We start from the raw sequence: 17,597 nt of genomic DNA on the forward strand, positions 1-17,597 counted from the left end.
GGTCTAACGCCAAGATCGCATCGGTTGATACCTTCCGGGCATGACAAGCCCCGCCCGGTTCACGCTGGAGCAGCTGCGCGGATTCGTCGCGGTCGCCGAGGAAGCGCATTTCGGCCGGGCGGCGGCCCGGCTGCGGATCACGCAGCCGCCGCTGAGCAGGCAGGTGCAGAAGCTCGAACGGTCGCTGGAGGTCGAGCTGCTGGTCCGCACGCCGAGGGCGGTGCTGCTGACGCCGGCGGGGGAGGCGTTCCTGCCGGAGGCGCGGCGGATGCTGAGCCTCGCCGACGCCGCGCCCGCCGCGGCGCGCAACGCCGCGCTCGGCACGGCGGGCAGGCTGCGGGTCGGCTTCACGGCGATCTCCGCGCTCACCGTGCTGGGGACGTGGATCCGGGTGATCGGTGAGGAACTGCCCGAGGTGGAGCTGACGCTGACCGAGCTGGTGACCCGCGAGCAGATCGACGCGCTGCTGGCGGGGGAGATCCACGTCGGCCTGGCGCGTGGCGTCCCCGCCTCGGAGCTGCTCAGCGCGCGGCGGGTGCACGTGGAGAGCCTCGTGCTCGCCTGCCCGCGCGGGCACGCGCTCACCACGCTGGGCAGGCCGCCGTCGCTGGCCGAGATCGCCGCGCACGAGATCGTCACCTACGCCCCGGTCGCGGCCCGCTACCTGCACGAACTCGTGATCAGCGCGTTCCACGGCGTCGGCGCGCAGCCGCGCTACGTGCAGCAGGTCGGCCAGGTGCACAGCCTGCTCGCGCTGGTCGACGCAGGGCTCGGGGTGGGCCTCGTGCCGCGGTCGGCGTCGGCGCTGCACCTGCCCAACCTGACGTTCACCGAGGTGGAGGGCCTGCGCCCGGACGTGGTGGAGACCCATTGTGTGTGGCGAACCGGGCACGACAACCCCGCGCTGGACGCGCTGCTGCGGCTCACGCTGCCACCCGCCCCTTGACGGTTCGGGGCCTCAGCCTTACCGTCCTGTCTACACATGAAGACCGGCGTCGCATTTATAGACACTGTCTCGCAATGAATGCGCCTCCGGTCCCCGCCGTGCCCATCCCACCCACACACCTCCCGGAGAGACGATGCTGTCTTCCGTACCCTCCCGGCGGCGGACGAGAGTGCTCACGGCGCTGCTCGCCGCCGCCCTGCTCCCGGCGAGCGCGTGTGCCGTCGCGAACAGCGACGGTGCCGGCGACGCCGGAGCCGCGGACGGCAGCACGCTGCGCATCGTGCTCGCCCAGGAGCCCCCGACCCTCGAACCGTGCGAGTCGTCGCTCACCTCCACCGGCGTCGTCGTCCGGTCCAACATCAGCGAGCCGCTCATCGAGCGCGACCCCACCACGGGCGAGCTCGACCCGCTGCTGTCCACGGGCTGGCGGCAGACCGGGCCCACCACGTGGACGTTCGACATCCGCTCCGGCGTCCGCTTCCACAACGGAGCGCCGTTCACCGCGGAGGACGCCGCGTTCTCCATCGACCGCGCGGTGAACTCCGACCTCGCGTGCAATGTGGACGGTTACGTCTTCGAGGACGAGGAACTGGGTGTGGAGGCGACAAGCCCCACCTCGCTGACCGTCACCACCGCCGAGCCGGACCCGATCCTGCCGCTGCGGCTGAGCTTCGTGGAGATCGTGCCGAGGGGCACGAGCACCGAGGCCAAGGTGCGCGAGCCCGTCGGCACCGGGCCCTACGCGATCGCCGGCTGGCAGACCGGGGTTTCCATCACGTTGCACCGCAACGAGAACTACTGGGGCGAGCAGCCCTCGTTCCCCGTGGTGCGCTACGTCTGGCGCTCCGAGTCCAGCGTGCGCGCCGCCATGATCGCCAAGGGAGAGGCCGACGTCTCCACCGGGCTCGACCCCGAGGACGCGACCGAGGAGAACTCGATCGCCTACCCCAACAACGAGACCACCGCACTGCGGCTCGACGGCACCCAGGCGCCGCTCGACGACATCCGCGTGCGCAAGGCGATCGGCCTGGTGATCGACCGGCAGGCCATCGCCAGGACCCTGTTCGACGGGCTCGGCGAGCCCGCCGCGCAGCTGGTGCCCGACGGCGTCGTCGGCTACAACCCCGCGCTGAAGGCACAGGCACCCGACCTCGGCGCCGCCCGCGCGCTCGTCGAGCAGGCCAGGGCCGACGGCGCGCCGCTCGACCGGGAGATCACGCTCGTCGCCCGCAACGACCAGTTCCCCCGCGTCGCCGAGACCGCGGAGGCGCTCCAGTACCAGCTCGCGCAGCTCGGCCTCAACGTGCGGATCCTGATGACGGACACCGCCGCGCACCTGCAGTACCAGCTGCGTCCGTTCCCGGAGAACGTCGGCCCGGTCGCACTGCTGATCATGCACGGAAACCAGGCGGGGGACGCCGCCTTCACCACGAGCCAGTACCTCGTCAGCGACGGTCCACAGTCGACGTTCGGCACCCGCGAGCTCGACGCCCGGATCGACGCCGCGGAGAAGCTGTCCGGGCAGGCCCGCCAGAACGCCTTCGCGGCCGTGCTCGCCGACCAGAACGAGACGGTCGCGCAGTACGCCTACCTCGCGCACATGCGCGGGCTGCTGGGCATCGGCGACTCCGTCGAGTACGAGCCGAACCCGGCCACCGGCGACGAGCTGCGGCTCGCCGACGTGCGGCCCGCGAAGGGACAGGGACGCTGACGTGACGACCTTCCTGCGCAAGCGCATCGTCTCCAGCGCCATCCCGCTGGTGGTCGTGGTGCTCGGCGTGTTCATCCTCGCGCGCCTCACCGGCAACCCGGTGGACCTCTACCTGCCGCTCAGCGCGACCGCGGAGCAGCGCGCGGCCTTCTCGGCCGAGCACGGGTTCGACCAGCCCATCCTCGTGCAGCTGTGGGACTACCTCGGCCAGGTCGTCCAGCTCGACTTCGGCGAGTCGCTGCGCACGGGCCAGCCCGCCGCCGAGATGGTGCTCGAGGCGTTCCCGGCGACCCTGCAGCTCGCCGCCGTCACCATGCTGATCGCGATCGTGGGAGCCGTCCTCATCGGCAGTCTCGCCGCGTACCGCCCGAACTCGCTCGCCGACCGCACCTCCAGCTTCCTGTCGATGACGGCAGCGAGCATCCCCGACTTCTGGTTCGCGATCATGGGCGTCCTGGTGTTCGGCGTGAGCCTCGGCATCCTGCCGACGTCCGGCGTTACCGGTGGGCCCGAGGTGTGGGTGCTGCCCATCGCGACGCTGCTGATCCGGCCGTTCGGCGTGCTCGTGCAGGTGGTGCGCGGCTCGATGGTCGCGGCTCTGTCGGCCCCCTACGTCAAGGTGGCCCGCAGCAAGGGCGCGAGCGAGCAGCGGGTGGTGTTCGGCCACGCGCTGCGCAACGCCACCATGCCCGTGCTGACGGTCGCCGGAGACCTGACCATCGGACTCGTCAACGGCGCGGTCGTGGTCGAGACGATCTTCGGCTGGCCCGGCATCGGCAAGCTCATGATCGACTCGATCCTGCAGCGCGACTTCGCGGTGCTGCAGGCGGCCGTGCTGCTGACCGCCGTGACGATCTTCCTGCTGAACATCCTCATCGACGTCTGCTACGCGCTGCTGGACGCCAGGGTCCGGCAGGCGGTTCCGGCGTGAGCCAAGGGAGGCACTGAGATGACCGCCACGCTGGACCGGCCGGACGACACGGCCGCCGCGCCGAAACGACCGCCTCGCTGGTGGCTGCTGCTCGGCAGGGACAAGCTGGCCGCGGTCGCCGCCGTGGTGCTCGGGCTCGTGCTGCTGACCGCCCTGATCGGACCGCTGCTGCTCGGCGACGCCGCCACCCGGCAGGACCTGAACGCCTCGCTGCGGCCGCCGTCCTTCGACCACGGCATCACCGGCCTGCTCGGCACCGACATCCTCGGCCGCAGCGTCCTCGCCAGGCTCGTCGAGGCGGCCGGCACGACGCTGTCGGTGGCGATCCCCGCGGTGCTGTTCTCGCTCGTGGCCGGCTCCGCGATCGGCATGTGGGCCGGCTACCACGGCGGCAGGCGCGAGAACATCGCCATGCGCGTCGCCGACGTGATCCTGAGCTTCCCCTCGCTGCTGCTGGCCGTGGTGGTGCTCTACGTCTTCACGCCCAGCGTCGCCAACATCGTGTTCATCCTCGCGCTGGCGAGGATCCCGATCTACCTGCGTACCGCGCGGGCCGAGGCCGCGGAGCTGAAGAGCCGCCTGTTCGTCGACGCGGCACGGACGTTCGGCACCACGAGCTGGCCCACGATCTACCGGCACATCCTGCCGATCGCGATGCCCACCCTGCTCACCGTCGCCACCCTCGACTTCTGCTTCGTGATGCTGAGCGAGTCGTCGCTGAGCTTCCTCGGCATCGGCATCCAGCCGCCGGACGTCAGCTGGGGCCTGATGGTGGCGCAGGGCAGGCAGTTCCTCCAGACCGCGTGGTGGATCGCCGTGCTGCCCGGCGTCGCGATCGTGCTCACCACCGTCTCGGCCACCATCCTCGCCGCGTGGGTCCGGCTCGCCACCGACCCCGCGCAGCGCTGGCGGCTGACCCTGCCCACGAGCAAGCGCGGCAAGCGCAGTGTCACCACGGAGGTCACCGCATGAACCCGCTGCCCGGCACCGCGACCGCCGAGCCCGAGGCCCGCACCGGCGAGCCCGCGCTCGCGGTCGAGCACCTCAGCGTCGACCTGCACACCGCGTCCGGCACCGTCCGCGCCGTCGACGACGTCAGCTTCAGCGTCCACAAAGGCCGGACGCTGGCGCTGCTCGGCGAGTCCGGGTGCGGCAAGTCGATGACCGCCCTGTCGATCGTCGGGCTGCTCGAACCGGTCGCCGAGGTCGTCGGCGGCTCGGTGAAGGCCGGTGGCACCGACGTCCTCACGCTCGGCAGGCGCGCCCGCAGGAGGCTGGCGGGCCCGGTGCTGTCGATCGTCTTCCAGGACGCGCTCGCCGCGCTCAACCCCGTGCAGCCGGTGGGCAGGCAGCTGGGGGAGCCGTTCCGCATCCACCACGGGCTGTCCCGCCGCGAGGCGAAGGAGAAGGCGATCGAGCTGATGCGGATCGTCGGCATCCCCGAGCCGAGGGCCCGCGCCAGGTCGTACCCGCACCAGTTCTCCGGCGGCATGCGCCAGCGCCTGCTGATCGCGATGGCGGTGGCGCTCGCACCGGACGTCCTGCTCGCCGACGAGCCCACCACCGCGCTGGACGTCACCGTGCAGGCGCAGATCATGCAGCTGCTGCGGGACCTTCGTGCCGAGCGGGACATGGCGGTGGTGCTGATCACCCACGACCTCGCCGTCGTCGCCGAGCACGCCGACGACGTCGTGATCATGTACGCCGGCAACGTGGTCGAGACCGGCCCCGTGCGCGAGGTGTTCGCCGACCCGCGGCACCCCTACACCAGGGGCCTGCTCGACTCCGTGCCCGAACGGGCCGAGAAGGGCAAGCCGCTGCCCGCCGTCGGCGGTAGCCCGCCCGAGCTGAGCAACGTTCCGCCGGGCTGCGTGTTCCAGGCGCGCTGCCCGCTCGCGCGCGAGCGCTGTGCCGACGAGCGTCCCCGCCTCACCGCCACCGGTCCGGCGCGCGCGGCCGCGTGCCACTTCTCCGAGGAGCTGGCCAGTGTCTGAGCCGACCCCGCTGCTGGAGGTCACGGGACTGCGCAAGTCGTTCCGCGTGGCCAGGAACAAGGCAGGCCGCAACCGGCTCACCGCGCTCGACGGCGTCGATCTGCGGCTCGGCCGGGGCGAGACCCTCGGCCTCGTCGGCGAGTCCGGCTGCGGCAAGTCCACGCTCGCGCGCGTGGTGCTGATGCTGGATAGGCCCGACGAGGGCACCATGCGCTTCGACGGTGTGGACCCGTTCGCGTTGAAGGGCAGGGAACTGCTGGCCTGGCGGCGGCGCGTGCAGATGGTGTTCCAGGACCCGTTCGCCTCCCTCAACGCGCGCATGACCGCCGCCGACCTCATCGGAGAGCCGTGGCGCACCCACCGCGACCTGGTGCCGACGCCGAAGCAGCGGGAGGCCCGCGTCCGGGAGCTGCTCGACCTCGTCGGGCTGCGCGCGAGCGACGCCCACCGCTATCCCAACGAGTTCTCCGGGGGACAGCGGCAGCGCATCGGCATCGCGCGGGCTCTGGCGCTCGAACCCGACCTGATCGTGTGCGACGAACCGGTGTCGGCGCTGGACCTCTCGGTGCAGGCGCAGGTGCTGAACCTGCTCGCCGACCTCCAGCAGCGGCTCGGAGTGTCCTATGTGTTCATCTCCCACGACCTGTCCGTGGTGCGCCACGTCGCCGACCGGGTGTCGGTGATGTACCTCGGCAAGATCATCGAGCACGGGCTCACCGAGGACGTCTTCGATCGCCCGCTGCACCCCTACACCGCGGCGCTGATGTCGGCCGCGCCCGCGCTGGAACCCGACGGTACCGCGGGAACCGGTGACCGCATCCTGCTGAGCGGCGAGCTGCCGTCGCCGCTCGACCCACCGTCCGGCTGCCGCTTCCGCACCCGCTGCTGGCAGGCCGCCGACCGGTGCGCCGAGGAGCAGCCGGACCCGAGGGGGCGCGGGGACGGGACGCTGGAGCCGCACGAGGGACGCTGTCACTACCCGCTGAGCCTGACCCCCATGGGCGCGTGAACGCCGGCGGCTTCGCCGTGCTGTGCGCGGTGGTGGTGTTCGGCGCGCTGCTCCAGGTGGCGATCGGCTTCGGGCTGGGGCTGCTGGCGGCGCCCGTGATCGCGCTGATCGCGCCAGAGCTGGTGCCCGCGGTGATCGTCGTGCTCGCCACCGGCGTCACCGCCGTGGTGCTGCTGCTCGACCGCGGGCACATCGACCTGCGTGGCACGGGCTGGGCACTCGCGGGCCGGGTGCCCGGGGTCGTCGCCGGTGCCCTGCTGGTCGCGGCGCTGCCCACGCGGGTGCTGGCGCTGTGCGTGGCCGGGATGGTGGTGCTCGGGGTCGTCGTGTCGCTGTGGGGCTACCGCCCGAGGCCGACGCGGCGGGCGGTGGTGCTGGCCGGGATGGCCTCGGGCGTGATGGGCACGGCCACCGCGATCGGCGGGCCGCCGATGTCGATGGTGTGGCAGCGCTACGCGGGCCCCCGCCTGCGCAGCACGATGAGCGGGTTCTTCCTCGTCGGCTCGGTGATGAGCCTCGCGGCGCTCGCCGTCACCGGCTCGGTGACGGGGGAGAGCCTCGGCTACGCGCTGCTGCTGGCGCCCGCGGCCGCGCTCGGGGTGGCCCTGGCGCGCCCGCTGGGGCGCCGCCTCGACGTGCGGCGCACGCGCGCGGTGGCCATGCTGCTGGCGGTCGCGGGCGCGGCAACCCTCACGGTGCAACAGTTCGTCTAGCGCCCACGCCCGCCGCAGTGAAGGCCACCTTGCCTGCGCCCGCCCGTCTCCCACCACCACCCAAACGCAGGCGCTGCGCGCCGCTGTGCCCGATTCCACGCAGTGAAGGTGGCCTTCACTGCGGTCGCCGGCGGAAAATCGGTCGCCTCGGCGCAGGGCGCGCGCGTACCCTGCGGCGCATCATGCCTTTGCTGCGCATCGAACTGGACTCGGACAAGCAGACGGCTCGCCGGATCCTGCGGTTGTACCAGTCGGGCCAGATACACCGGGAGTCCCGGGACGCCGCCCGCGAGGAGGTGTGGCGCCGGGGCCGGACCCCGGCGGCGGAACCCGTTTTCGTGGGCATCACCAACGGGGAGCCCGCCCGCCTGATCTACGACGTCGAGGTCCATCCCGACACGACGTGAGCACGCGCAGTGAAGGTGGCCTTCACTGCGGTCCCGTCAGCGGCGGTCCGGTCACGCTGGGGCGCGGACCACGTTCGTCAGGGGTTCCCCTGTGGACAGTCGCGCGAGGTTCGCGGCGATCTCGGCGGCCCTGCCGGTGAACGTCTCCCGCGTGTGACCGGAATGGTGCGGGGTCAGGAGCACGGTGTCGAGCTCGTGGAACGGGCGCGTGAACCCGCGTGCCCCGCCGCCGTCCTTGGGATGGCTCCACCACACGTCCAGCGCGGCGCCGCCGATCCGGCGCTGCGCGAGCGCCTCGTACAGCGCGTCCTCGTCCACGATCGGTCCCCGTGCCACGTTGACCAGCAACGCGTCCGGCCGCATCAGCCGCAGCTGCTCGGCCCCGATCAGGCCCCGCGTGGCCGGGGACAACGGCACGGTGAGCACCACGACGTCCGAGCCCGTCAGCAGGTCGGCGAGCCCATCGTCGCCGGCCACCCGGTCGAGGCGCAGGTCCGGCGGCAGCGGCGCTGCCGGGTTGCGGCGCGTCGCCCGCGCGCGCATGCCCAGCGCGGTCGTCGCGCGCACCACCTGCGCCCCGATCTCGCCCAGCCCGACCACGCCCACGGTCCGCCCGGCGAGCGTGCCGCCGAGCTCGACGTCAGGGTCCACGGCCACCGACTCCCAGATTCCCCTGCGCAGCAGGCGATCCGCCCGCAGCACCCGGCGCGACAGCGCGAGCGCGGCCAGCACGACGTGCTCGGCGATCGAGCGCCCGTGGTGGAAGGTGTTGCAGACGGTGACACCGGGGGCGAGCGCGTCGAGCGGGATGCGGTCGTAGCCGGCGCCGGTCACGTGGACCAGCCGCAGCCGTCCGCCCGCCTCCGCCATGCCCGGGGTCATGCGGGAGGCGACGAGCACGTCGGCCTCCCGCAGGCGTTCCTCGATCTCGGCGTCCGGCTTCCCGGCGAGGAACTCCCAGTCGTGGCCGTCGGTTCCGTCGCGGGTCAGCTCCGCGGTGAAGCGCGTGAGGATCGGGTCGGTGAGCAGGATCCGCATCCGGTTCACCAGCGCGGCGCGGTGGGGTCGAAGTCCGGCTCGAACCGGCGCAGGTACCCGGTGTCGTCCCGCTCGGTGATGCCGCACGCGAGGTACTGCTCGTGCAGGCGGGCCAGCGCGTCGCGGTCGAGCTCGACCCCGAGCCCCGGGCCCGTCGGCACGGCCACGGCACCACCCTCGAACGTCAGCGCGCCGGGCACGATGACGTCGTCGTCGGCGTCCTTCCACGGCCAGTGGGTGTCACACGCGTAGGTCAGGTTCGGCGTGGCCGCCGCCAGGTGGGTCATGGCGGCCAGGCTGATGCCGAGGTGCGAGTTGGAGTGCATCGACAGGCCCAGGCCGAACGTGTCGCAGATGTTCCCGAGCGTGCGGGAACGGTCGAGCCCACCCCAGAAGTGGTGGTCGGAGAGCACGACCTGCACGGCGTCGGCCTTCACCGCCGGCTTCAGGTGGTCGAAGGCCACCACGCACATGTTGGTCGCCAGCGGCATCGCGACCTCGCGGGCGACGGCCGCCATGCCGTCGATGCCGGAGGTCGGGTCCTCCAGGTACTCGATGACGCCGTCGAGCTCCTTGCCGACCCGGATGGACGTCTCCACGCTCCAGGCGCCGTTCGGGTCGATCCGGAGTGGATGGCCGGGGAACTCCTCGCGCAGCGCCAGAATGGCCGCGACCTCCTCCTCGGGCGCGACAACGCCGCCCTTGAGCTTGATCGCCGAGAAGCCGTAGTCGTCGACGATCCGCCGCGCCTGCGCGACGAGCTGCGCGGGGTCGAGCGCGGGGCCCCAGTCGTCGGGCTCGGCGCCGGGGTGGCCGGCCCACTTGTAGAAGAGGTACGCGCTGTAGTCGACGCGGTCGCGCACGGCGCCGCCGAGAAGGTCGCTGACCGGGCGGCCGACGGCCTTGCCACGGATGTCGAGGCACGCGACCTCGAAGGGCGACAGGACGCGGTGCACCGTGCTGCTGCCGGTGACCATGCCGCTCATCCCGTGCCCGGCCTTGCTGGTGTCGGTGGCGAGCGCGGTGTGGATCCGGCGTTCGATCTCGTTGCCGTGCCACACGTCCACGCCGGTCAGCTGCGCGGCGGCCGCGCGCAGCCGCGCGAGGTGCCCCGCGTCGCCGTAGGTCTCGCCGAGGCCGGAGAGCCCGGAGTCGGTGACGATCTCGACGATGGCGCGCAGCGCGTACGGTTCGTGCACGCCGACGGTGTTGAGCAGTGGCGGGTCACGGAAGGCGACGGGCGTGATACGCACGTCGGCGATGCGGTGCGACTCGGTGGACTCGGTCGGCAACGGGTTCTGCGGCACCTTCTTGGCCTCCGGCGGCGAGCGACGACGGTCATGCGGACACCGCGGAGTCTAACCGTCAGGTGTCTACATGGGTAGACACCTGACAGATTGGGAGACACCTCACCTGTGATCTGTCAGCGCGACTGGAGGGCGTCCAGTGCCACGGCCTGTGCGAGCACCAGCCGCCGGTCGAGCGCGGGGTCGTCGATGGTGACGCGGTAGTGGTCGCGGAAGCGGGTCTTCTTCTCCACCGTGCCCACGTGCGTGGTCCCGCGGACGAAGTCGAAGTGGTACATCCACGGGAATGGCAGGTCGCCGACCCACGGGATGACGTCCCAGATCCGGCGGAACAGGGCCAGCGCCATGCTGCGCTCGCTGATCGTCACCGGGTCGGCGCCGGGTTGGTCGAGCTGCCAGGTGGAGCGCAGCAGCGAACTGCCGAACTTCTTGCCGAAGAAGCCGATCGACGCACCCTCCGGGGTGGTCACGTCGTAGGCGCTGGCGAGGTCGATCACCTTGCGCGCCTTGAACGCGGCCAGCACCGACCGTTTCGTCTCGTCGGTGTAGAGCGTCACCTGCTCCCTGAAGGCCATTCGCTTCTGCTCGACGAACGCGACGAGCGGGCCCGGTTGCCCCTGCCCGTCGTCGGCGAACACCTCGTAGCGGTTGACCATCATCGTGACCTTCTGGTGCACGTGGAAGTGCCGCTGTGCCTGCAGCTGCCCGACGTCCATCGCAACCCCCATCGGTGAGGCCAGGATTATCGCACCGGCGGCGTACCTTCCTTGGGAGGTAGCAGGGCAGCGCGGGCCGCCCGATACTGCGCGGTACCCGTGCCACTGTCTGGAGAGGTGTCCAACGATGGACCTGCGTAGTGACGAGCGGGCGGAGCGGTTGCTCGCCCAGTACGACCGGCCCGACGCCTGCGCGGCGGAGCTGCTCTGCGACCGGCACCCGGCCGAGCACACCGCGCTGACCGTGATCGCGGGCGACCTGAGCGCCGAGGACCTCACCTTCGGGGAGCTGCGCCGCCGCTCGGAGACCTTCGCCGCCGCGCTGGCCGCGCAGGGGATCGGCCAGGGCGACGCCGTCGCCGTGCTCATGGGCAAGTCCGCCGACCTCGCCACCGTGCTGCTCGGCATCTGGCGGCTCGGCGCCGTGCACATCCCGCTGTTCACCGCGTTCGCCACGCCCGCCATCGCCCTGCGCCTGCACGCGGGCGATGCGAAGGCCGTGGTCGTCGATGCCGGCCAGGCCCACAAGCTGGCCCCTGGACCCGATCTGCCCGAGGGCGACTGGACGGTCATCGAGGTCGGCGGCTCGGGAGCGAACCCGGGCTGGCTCGCGTTCGAGGACCTGATGCGCGCGCAGCACCCGGCCGTCACCCCGGCCCGCGTCGGCGGCGACGGCACCCTCGTCCAGCTGTTCACCAGCGGCACCACCGGCACGCCGAAGGGCGTCCGCGTGCCCGTGCGGGCGCTCGCCGCGCTCGAGGGCTATCTCGTGGACGGCCTCGACGTGCGCCCCGACGACGTCTACTGGGACGCGGCGGACCCCGGCTGGGCCTACGGCCTCTACTACGCCGTGCTGGCTCCGCTCGCGATGGGCAGGCGCAGCATCTGGCTCAACGCCGGGTTCTCGGCACCGCTGACGTGGCAGGTGCTCGACCGCTTCGGCGTCACCAACTTCGCCGCGGCGCCCACGATCTACCGCAGCCTGCGCAACGACCCCGAGGGCGCGCGGCCGGGACTGCGGCTGCGCCGCGCGTCGTCGGCGGGGGAGCCGCTCACCCCCGAGGTCGTCGAGTGGTCGGAGCGCGTGCTCGGGCTCACCGTGCGCGACCACTACGGCCAGACCGAGCTCGGCATGGTCATCGGCAACGCCTGGCGCGACGAGCTGCGCGAAGAGGTCCTGCCCGGCTCGATGGGCCGCCCGCTGCCCGGCTACTCCTGCGAGGTGCTGGCGATGGACGGCGACGCGCCGGCGCCGGCCGGCACGGTCGGCAGGGTCGCCCTCGACACCAAGGCGAGCCCGCTGTTCTGGTTCACCGGCTATCCCGGCGCGCCCGACAAGACCGCGGAGCGGTTCACGGCCGACGGCCGCTGGTACCTCACCGGCGACAGCGGCTACCGCGACGACGAGGGCAGGTTCTTCTTCTCGTCCCGCGACGACGACGTGATCATCATGGCGGGCTACCGGATCGGGCCGTTCGACGTGGAGAGCGTGCTGGTGACGCACCCCGGAGTCGCCGAGGCCGCCGTCGTCGCCGCCCCCGACGCGCTGCGGGGCGAGGTGCTCGTCGCCTACGTCGTGCTCAGCAAGGGCACCGAGGGCACGCCCGAGCTGGAGGCCGAGCTGCAGAAGCTGGTGAAGGAACGCTACGCCGCGCACGCCTACCCGAGGGGCGTCCGGTTCGTCACCGAGCTGCCGAAGACGCCGAGTGGCAAGATCCAGCGCTTCAAGCTGCGCGACCGCGAGCGCGAGAACGCCGGGTAGGCGGGTACGGTCGGGCTCGTGACGACACCGATGTCGATGCCGTCGGCCGTCCAGGCCGTGTTGAGCCGAGGGGTGCGGGAGCTGCACCGGGCCACGGCGCTGCCCGTGGCTTTCGGCGGGATCGTCTGCCGTGATCAGCGCAGCTTCGTGATCAGCCAGCTCAGCGGTGCGCTCACCGAGTCGCTGCTGCGGCTGCGGGTCGATCTCGGCTCCGGTCTCGGCGGCAAGGCGCTCGCCCTCGCGCGCCCCGCGGCGGTGAGCGACTACTTCAATGCCGACGAGATCACGCACACCTACGACCGGGCGGTGGCACCCGAGCGGCTGCACACGGCGCTGGCGATCCCGGTCCGCGTCGGGCCCGCGCCGGCGGCGATGCTCTACGCGGCGAGCCGAGAGCCGGTGGTGCTCGGCGACCGGGTGCTGCGTTCGGCGGTCTCGGTGGCCAGGCAGGTGGAGCGGGACATCGCCGTGGAGCGGGAGGTGCACCGGCGGCTCGGTGCGGTCGCCCGCGAGCGCACCGAGCTGGACCAGGTGCGGGCGGAGCTCGACGCCATCGCCGGGCTCGTCACCGGGCAGGCCCGCGACCGGCTGCGGGCCGTCTCCTCGCGGGTGGGCGCGCTCGCCGGGGACGGCCACGCCACCGGCAGACCCGGCGACGGCACGGTGTCGCTGACGCCGAGGGAGACCGAGGTACTCGCGCTCGTCGCGCGGGGCGAGCCCAACCGGGCCATCGGCGAGGAGCTCGGCCTGCTCACCAACACCGTCAAGGCCTACCTGAAGAGCGCGATGCGCAAGCTGGGTGCGGCCAACCGCGTGCAGGCCGTGTGCCGGGCCCGCGAGGCCGGGCTGCTCGACTGAGGCGGCGCGTCAGGCGAACAGCGTCTCGCCCCAGTAGCCACCCTCGCGCACGCCCGGCGGGCACGCGAAGTGCGCCGAACCGGTGTGCTCCAGGTACTCCATCATCGCGTCCTTCGTGGACAGTGCCCGCTGCATGGGCACGAACTGCGTGCGGCTGTCGCGGTTGAAGCAGAGGAAGAACAGCCCGGCGTCGAGGTGGCCGAGGCCGTCGGAGCCGTCGGTGAAGTTGTAGCCACGGCGCAGGATCTTCGCGCCGCCCAGCGACTCGGCCGAGGCGAGCCGGATGTGGGCGTCGGGCGCGATCAACGGCTTGCCGCCCTCGCCACGGACGTGCAGGTCCACGGGATCGAACTCGCCGAGCTGGCCGAGCGGGGCGCCGCTGCCCTTGCCACGGCCCACGACGGCCTCCTGCTCGGTGAGCGACGTGCGGTCCCAGATCTCGATGTGCATGCGGATGCGGCGGGCCACGAGGTAGGTGCCGCCCACCAGCCACTCCGGCCCGTCCTCGGTGCGGACCCACACGTGCTCGTCGAGCGCCCCGGTGTCCTCGGCCTTCAGGTTGTTGGTGCCGTCCTTGAAACCGAAGAGGTTGCGCGGTGTCGTCTGCGCGCGGCTGGTGGACGACGTACGCCCGAAGCCGAGCTGCGACCAGCGCACGGCGACCTTGCCGAAGCCGATCCACGCGAGGTTGCGGATGGCGTGCACCGCCACCTGCGGGTCGTGGGCGCACGCCTGCACGCACAGGTCGCCTCCGCAGCGAGCCGGGTCGAGGTCGTCGCCGCCGGCGCCGGCGATGGCCACGCCGGCGCCGGTCATGCCCAGCACACGCCGCCGGGACAGTCCCGTCACGGGCGGCTCACCACCTCGGCGACCTTGCTCACGGGCTCGCCGAGCGCGTCGACGGCGGCGGCGAGCTCGCGCACCTGCTGCTTCGGGAGGTCGGTGTAGAGCACGAAACCGTCACCGGAGCGGTGCCGGTCGAGCAGCGTGTCCAGCTCGCCGAACTTGGCGTCCAGAGTGGACAGCAGTGTCGCGTCGCGCTGCTCGACGGCGGGACGCAGCGCGTCGATCGCCGCCCTCGAACCGTCCACATTGGCCCGGAAGTCCCACAGGTCGGTGTGCGAGTAGCCGTCCTCCTCGCCGGTGATCTTGCCGGTCGCCAGCTCGTGAGCAGCCGGTCGGCGATCGCGTCCGAGTCGGGGCGGAGGCCGGTGACCCACAGGTCCTTCTCGAGCCGGTGGAACCCCGTGAACTCCATGCCCTCCTCGATCACGTCCTCCCGGCCGTCGATCTTCGGGTCGAGGTCACTGAAGCTCTCCGCGACCGGCTCGACACGCTCCTAGTGGGTGCGGGCGACTGGGAAGAGGTCCTTCGCGCGCTGCACCTGGCCCGCCTTGACGGCCGCGACGAACTGCTCGGTCCTCGGCACGAGCTGCTCGACCTCGTCGTTGACGTAACCGCGGTACTCGCGGACGGCCGCGGCCAGCGCACCGCCCTCGTCCCGCTGCGCACCGGCACTGCCGGTGACGGTGAACTCGCCGCGGATGCCCTTGCCGCGCATGCCCGGCTTGCACGCGGTCTGGTAGCTGCCCGCCTCCCGGACGTCGACGATCAGCCTGCGCGTGAGGCCGGGCGCGATGTTCTCGACCTCGCCCATGATCCGGTCGCCCTTGGCGTAGAGGTAGAACTCGGTGACCTTCGAGCCCTTGTTGGTGACCTCGAAGGTGATCTTTCCAGCGTTCGCGGACGTGGTCGCGACCTCGCACGCCGTGTCCGTGGCGGTGACGGCGATGGCGCCGCCGGACCCGGCGTCGTCCTCCCCGCCACCACATGCGGTGAGTACGACGAGAAGACCGGCCCCGGTGAGGACGGCGAGGGATTTGGCGGACACGATCACTCCTTGACGTCCGCGCCGACGTTCTCGCGGCGCGCCTTGCTTCTGACCGGCCGCAGGAACAGCGGCAGCACGATGGCGACGTAGGCCACCCACGCCACCGCCTGCACGACGGTGGTCTGTTGGGAGTAGTTGAAGATGCCCTTGAGCAGGGCGCCGTACCAGCTGTCCTCCGGCAGCACGCCGGACGCGTCGAACGCGAGTACGTCGAGGCCGGGCAGGAACCGGGCCTCCTGCAGGTCGTGCAGGCCGTAGCCGAGCACGCCCGCGGCGACGAACACCAGCAGCACCCCGGTGATGGTGAAGAAGCGGCCGAGGTCGAACCGCACCGCGCCGCGGTAGAGCAGGTAGGCGAGTGCGACGGCGACGACGAGGCCGATCCCGAAGCCGATCAGTGGCTGTGCCGTCCCGCCCTGTGCGGACTGCACGGCGGCATAGAAGAACACGGCCGTCTCCAGCCCTTCGCGGCCGACCGCGAGGAACGAGAGCACGAACACGGCGAGTGGGCCCAGCCGCAGCGCCTCGTCCAGCTTCCCGCGCAGCTCGGCCGCGATCGTCCGCGACGCCTTGCGCATCCAGAAGATCATTCCGGTGACGAAGGCGACCGCGATGATCGACAGCACGCCGCCGAGCAGCTCCTGCGCCTCGAACGACAGCTGTGCGGTGGTGAACGTGAGGATCGCGCCGACCGCGATGGAGATCGCGACCGCCGTGCCGACGCCGGTCCACACCCACCGCAGCGCGTGCGTCCGCTGGGTCTTGACCAGGAAGGCGACGAGGATGCTCACCACGAGGGCGGCCTCGAGGCCTTCCCTGAGCCCGATCAGCGCACTCGAGAACAGCATCGCTCAGCCCTCCTCGGCCGTCCGGATGTGCCGAGAAGGGTTTTAGGTAAGGCTCACCTAGAAGTCCAGCGCCGTCGAAGATCGACTCGTCGTGTATACGGACAAAGGCGCGCAAGCGTGCGGGGCAGGTTAGCCTTACCGCAGCTCAGGGCCTGTATGACGGTTCGATAACGAACTTTGCGTTTTGCTGGCGAGGATCCTCCATGTTCTGGCAAGGGTAGGCGCCGTCACGCGCTGAGCTGGGCGAACGCGTCGAGTGCCTGCCTGATGCGCGTGCGCATGGCGTCACTGCCCGTGTGTCCGGCGTCGTCGATGACGGCGAGCTCCGCGTCCGGCCAGGCGCGCTCGAGCAGCCACGCCGTGTCGAGCGGGCAGCTCAGATCGAGCTTGCCGTGGATCAGCACGCCGGGGATGCCGGCCAGTCGCCCCGCGTTCCGCAACAGCGCGCCCTCCTCGAGCCACGCTCCGTGGGAGAAGTAGTGCGCGCAGAGCCGGACGACGGCGAGCCGGTCGCGCAGCGGTCGGCTACGAAACGCGCCAGGTGTGCCGTTCGGCTCGGTGTCCAGCAGCGCGTCCTCCCAGGCGCACCACGCGTCGGTGGCCCTGATCCGCACGTCCGGGTCCGGGTCCTCCAGGAGGCGTGCGTAGGCGGCGAGCAGGTCGCCGTCGCGGTCGGCCTCCGGCACGGCGTCGCGGAACCGTTCCCATTCGGCGGGGAGGAACCGGCCCGCGCCGTGGTAGAGCCAGTCGAGCTCACGGCGGCTGGTGGTGGTGACGCCGGCGATGACGATCTCGGTGACCCGGTGGGGGTGTCGCTGGGCGTAGGCGAGCTGCAGCGTCGAGCCCCACGAGCCGCCGAACAGCAGCCAGCGATCGACTCCGAGGTGCTCGCGCAACCGCTCCAGGTCGCCGAGCAAGTGTTCCGTGGTGTTGTGGCTCAGGTCGGTGGCCGGGTCGCTCGCGTGCGGGGTGCTGCGGCCGCAGCCGCGCTGGTCGAAGCAGATCAGCCGGTAGCGGGCGGGGTCGAAGTAGCGGCGGCGCTCCGGGTTCGTTCCCCAGCCGGGTCCGCCGTGGACGAACACCGCGGGTTTGCCATCGGGGTTGCCCGATGTCTCCCAGTGGATGTGGTTGCCGTCACCGACGTCGAGCTTGCCCTCGGCGTAGGGCTCGAACGCGGGGTACAGCGGGTCGGTCACGGGCACGGTTCCCTTCTGGCGAGTTACAACAGTGCTGTTATATTAGCGCTGTTGCGGCCGCTGTCCAGGGCTGATGCCGTATTTCGCTCAGGGGAACGACGCATTACATGCAGTCGAACACGTTTTGTGGGCAATTGAACACATAGCATTTTCAATTGCATCTCTCGTCGAGGTTGCTCCGTAAAACATTGTTGATCTGTGTTTCCCGACACGCGTTAGTGATTTCGCTGTTTCCGTTTCGTAATCTCGCGGAGGCGTCGCGCCGAGATC

Annotated in this window: 15 protein-coding genes and 2 pseudogenes; 10 read left to right on the top strand and 7 right to left on the bottom strand. The window is 71.5% G+C overall.

The genetic code is table 11. The features are described from left to right. Positions 1 to 40 precede the first annotated feature (40 nt). The 8 genes from BA062_RS09935 (at position 41) to BA062_RS09970 (ending at position 7,711) form a co-directional block, all read left to right on the top strand. The gene (locus BA062_RS09935) at positions 41 to 946 is read left to right on the top strand and encodes a LysR substrate-binding domain-containing protein (RefSeq protein ID WP_110335770.1); all 906 of its coding nucleotides are present in this window, start codon (positions 41 to 43) and stop codon (positions 944 to 946) included. A 133-nt stretch (positions 947 to 1,079) separates the two neighbouring features. Further along, positions 1,080 to 2,657 carry an ABC transporter substrate-binding protein gene (locus BA062_RS09940; protein WP_110335771.1) on the top strand — a complete coding sequence of 526 codons (1,578 nt, stop codon included), beginning with the start codon at positions 1,080 to 1,082 and terminating at the stop codon, positions 2,655 to 2,657. Between the two features lies 1 nt (position 2,658). Beyond that, entirely contained in the window at positions 2,659 to 3,588 is a 930-nt protein-coding gene (locus BA062_RS09945; RefSeq protein ID WP_110335772.1) for an ABC transporter permease, read from the top strand. An 18-nt stretch (positions 3,589 to 3,606) separates the two neighbouring features. Beyond that, on the top strand, positions 3,607 to 4,560 hold the full coding sequence (locus tag BA062_RS09950; RefSeq protein WP_110335773.1) for an ABC transporter permease: 954 nt from the start codon (positions 3,607 to 3,609) through the stop codon (positions 4,558 to 4,560). Next, complete coding sequence (locus BA062_RS09955) at positions 4,557 to 5,582, top strand: ABC transporter ATP-binding protein (protein WP_110335774.1); 1,026 nt, start codon at positions 4,557 to 4,559, stop codon at positions 5,580 to 5,582. Before BA062_RS09950 ends, BA062_RS09955 begins: the two co-directional genes overlap by 4 nt. After that, positions 5,575 to 6,591: an ABC transporter ATP-binding protein gene (locus BA062_RS09960; protein ID WP_110335775.1), complete on the top strand. Its 1,017-nt coding sequence runs from the start codon at positions 5,575 to 5,577 to the stop codon at positions 6,589 to 6,591. The genes BA062_RS09955 and BA062_RS09960 overlap by 8 nt, the downstream gene beginning before the upstream one ends. After that, positions 6,588 to 7,304 (top strand): sulfite exporter TauE/SafE family protein, encoded by a 717-nt coding sequence (locus tag BA062_RS09965; protein ID WP_110335776.1) that lies wholly within the window; start codon positions 6,588 to 6,590, stop codon positions 7,302 to 7,304. Before BA062_RS09960 ends, BA062_RS09965 begins: the two co-directional genes overlap by 4 nt. A 182-nt stretch (positions 7,305 to 7,486) precedes the next feature. After that, the gene (locus tag BA062_RS09970; RefSeq protein ID WP_110335777.1) at positions 7,487 to 7,711 is read left to right on the top strand and encodes a hypothetical protein; all 225 of its coding nucleotides are present in this window, start codon (positions 7,487 to 7,489) and stop codon (positions 7,709 to 7,711) included. A gap of 51 nt (positions 7,712 to 7,762) precedes the next feature. Here the strand turns inward: BA062_RS09970 and BA062_RS09975 are convergent, their stop codons facing one another. The 3 genes from BA062_RS09975 to BA062_RS09985 all read right to left on the bottom strand — a co-directional run bounded on the left by BA062_RS09975 (position 7,763) and on the right by BA062_RS09985 (position 10,772). Next, positions 7,763 to 8,749 carry a 2-hydroxyacid dehydrogenase gene (locus BA062_RS09975; protein ID WP_110335778.1) on the bottom strand — a complete coding sequence of 329 codons (987 nt, stop codon included), beginning with the start codon at positions 8,747 to 8,749 and terminating at the stop codon, positions 7,763 to 7,765. Between the two features lie 5 nt (positions 8,750 to 8,754). Then, positions 8,755 to 10,041, bottom strand: coding sequence for a glucarate dehydratase family protein (locus BA062_RS09980; RefSeq protein WP_110337170.1), 1,287 nt, complete (start codon positions 10,039 to 10,041; stop codon positions 8,755 to 8,757). A gap of 131 nt (positions 10,042 to 10,172) precedes the next feature. Next, positions 10,173 to 10,772, bottom strand: coding sequence for an LURP-one-related family protein (locus tag BA062_RS09985; RefSeq protein WP_110335779.1), 600 nt, complete (start codon positions 10,770 to 10,772; stop codon positions 10,173 to 10,175). 127 nt (positions 10,773 to 10,899) lie between these two features. On the opposite strand from BA062_RS09985, the gene BA062_RS09990 reads away from it, so the two are divergent. Together BA062_RS09990 and BA062_RS09995 are read left to right on the top strand one after the other, a co-directional pair. After that, positions 10,900 to 12,534, top strand: coding sequence for an AMP-binding protein (locus BA062_RS09990; protein WP_110335780.1), 1,635 nt, complete (start codon positions 10,900 to 10,902; stop codon positions 12,532 to 12,534). 18 nt (positions 12,535 to 12,552) lie between these two features. After that, the gene (locus BA062_RS09995; protein ID WP_245959754.1) at positions 12,553 to 13,392 is read left to right on the top strand and encodes a LuxR C-terminal-related transcriptional regulator; all 840 of its coding nucleotides are present in this window, start codon (positions 12,553 to 12,555) and stop codon (positions 13,390 to 13,392) included. 9 nt (positions 13,393 to 13,401) lie between these two features. On the opposite strand, the pseudogene BA062_RS10000 reads toward BA062_RS09995, so the two are convergent. The 4 genes and pseudogenes from BA062_RS10000 to pip form a co-directional block, all read right to left on the bottom strand. Further along, a pseudogene (locus BA062_RS10000) lies at positions 13,402 to 14,172 on the bottom strand (Dyp-type peroxidase); the annotation flags it as partial. Positions 14,173 to 14,237: 65 nt separating this feature from the next. After that, a pseudogene (gene efeO, locus BA062_RS10005) lies at positions 14,238 to 15,286 on the bottom strand (iron uptake system protein EfeO). After that, positions 15,286 to 16,131: an iron uptake transporter permease EfeU gene (gene efeU / locus BA062_RS10010; protein ID WP_110335782.1), complete on the bottom strand. Its 846-nt coding sequence runs from the start codon at positions 16,129 to 16,131 to the stop codon at positions 15,286 to 15,288. Before efeU ends, efeO begins: the two are co-directional and overlap by 1 nt. Before the next feature lie 227 nt (positions 16,132 to 16,358). Further along, on the bottom strand, positions 16,359 to 17,327 hold the full coding sequence (gene pip / locus BA062_RS10015) for a prolyl aminopeptidase (protein ID WP_110335783.1): 969 nt from the start codon (positions 17,325 to 17,327) through the stop codon (positions 16,359 to 16,361). Between the last annotated feature and the right edge of the window lie 270 nt (positions 17,328 to 17,597).

The organism is Prauserella flavalba (assembly GCF_003202235.1).
In the GTDB taxonomy this organism is placed as follows: domain Bacteria; phylum Actinomycetota; class Actinomycetes; order Mycobacteriales; family Pseudonocardiaceae; genus Prauserella_A; species Prauserella_A flavalba.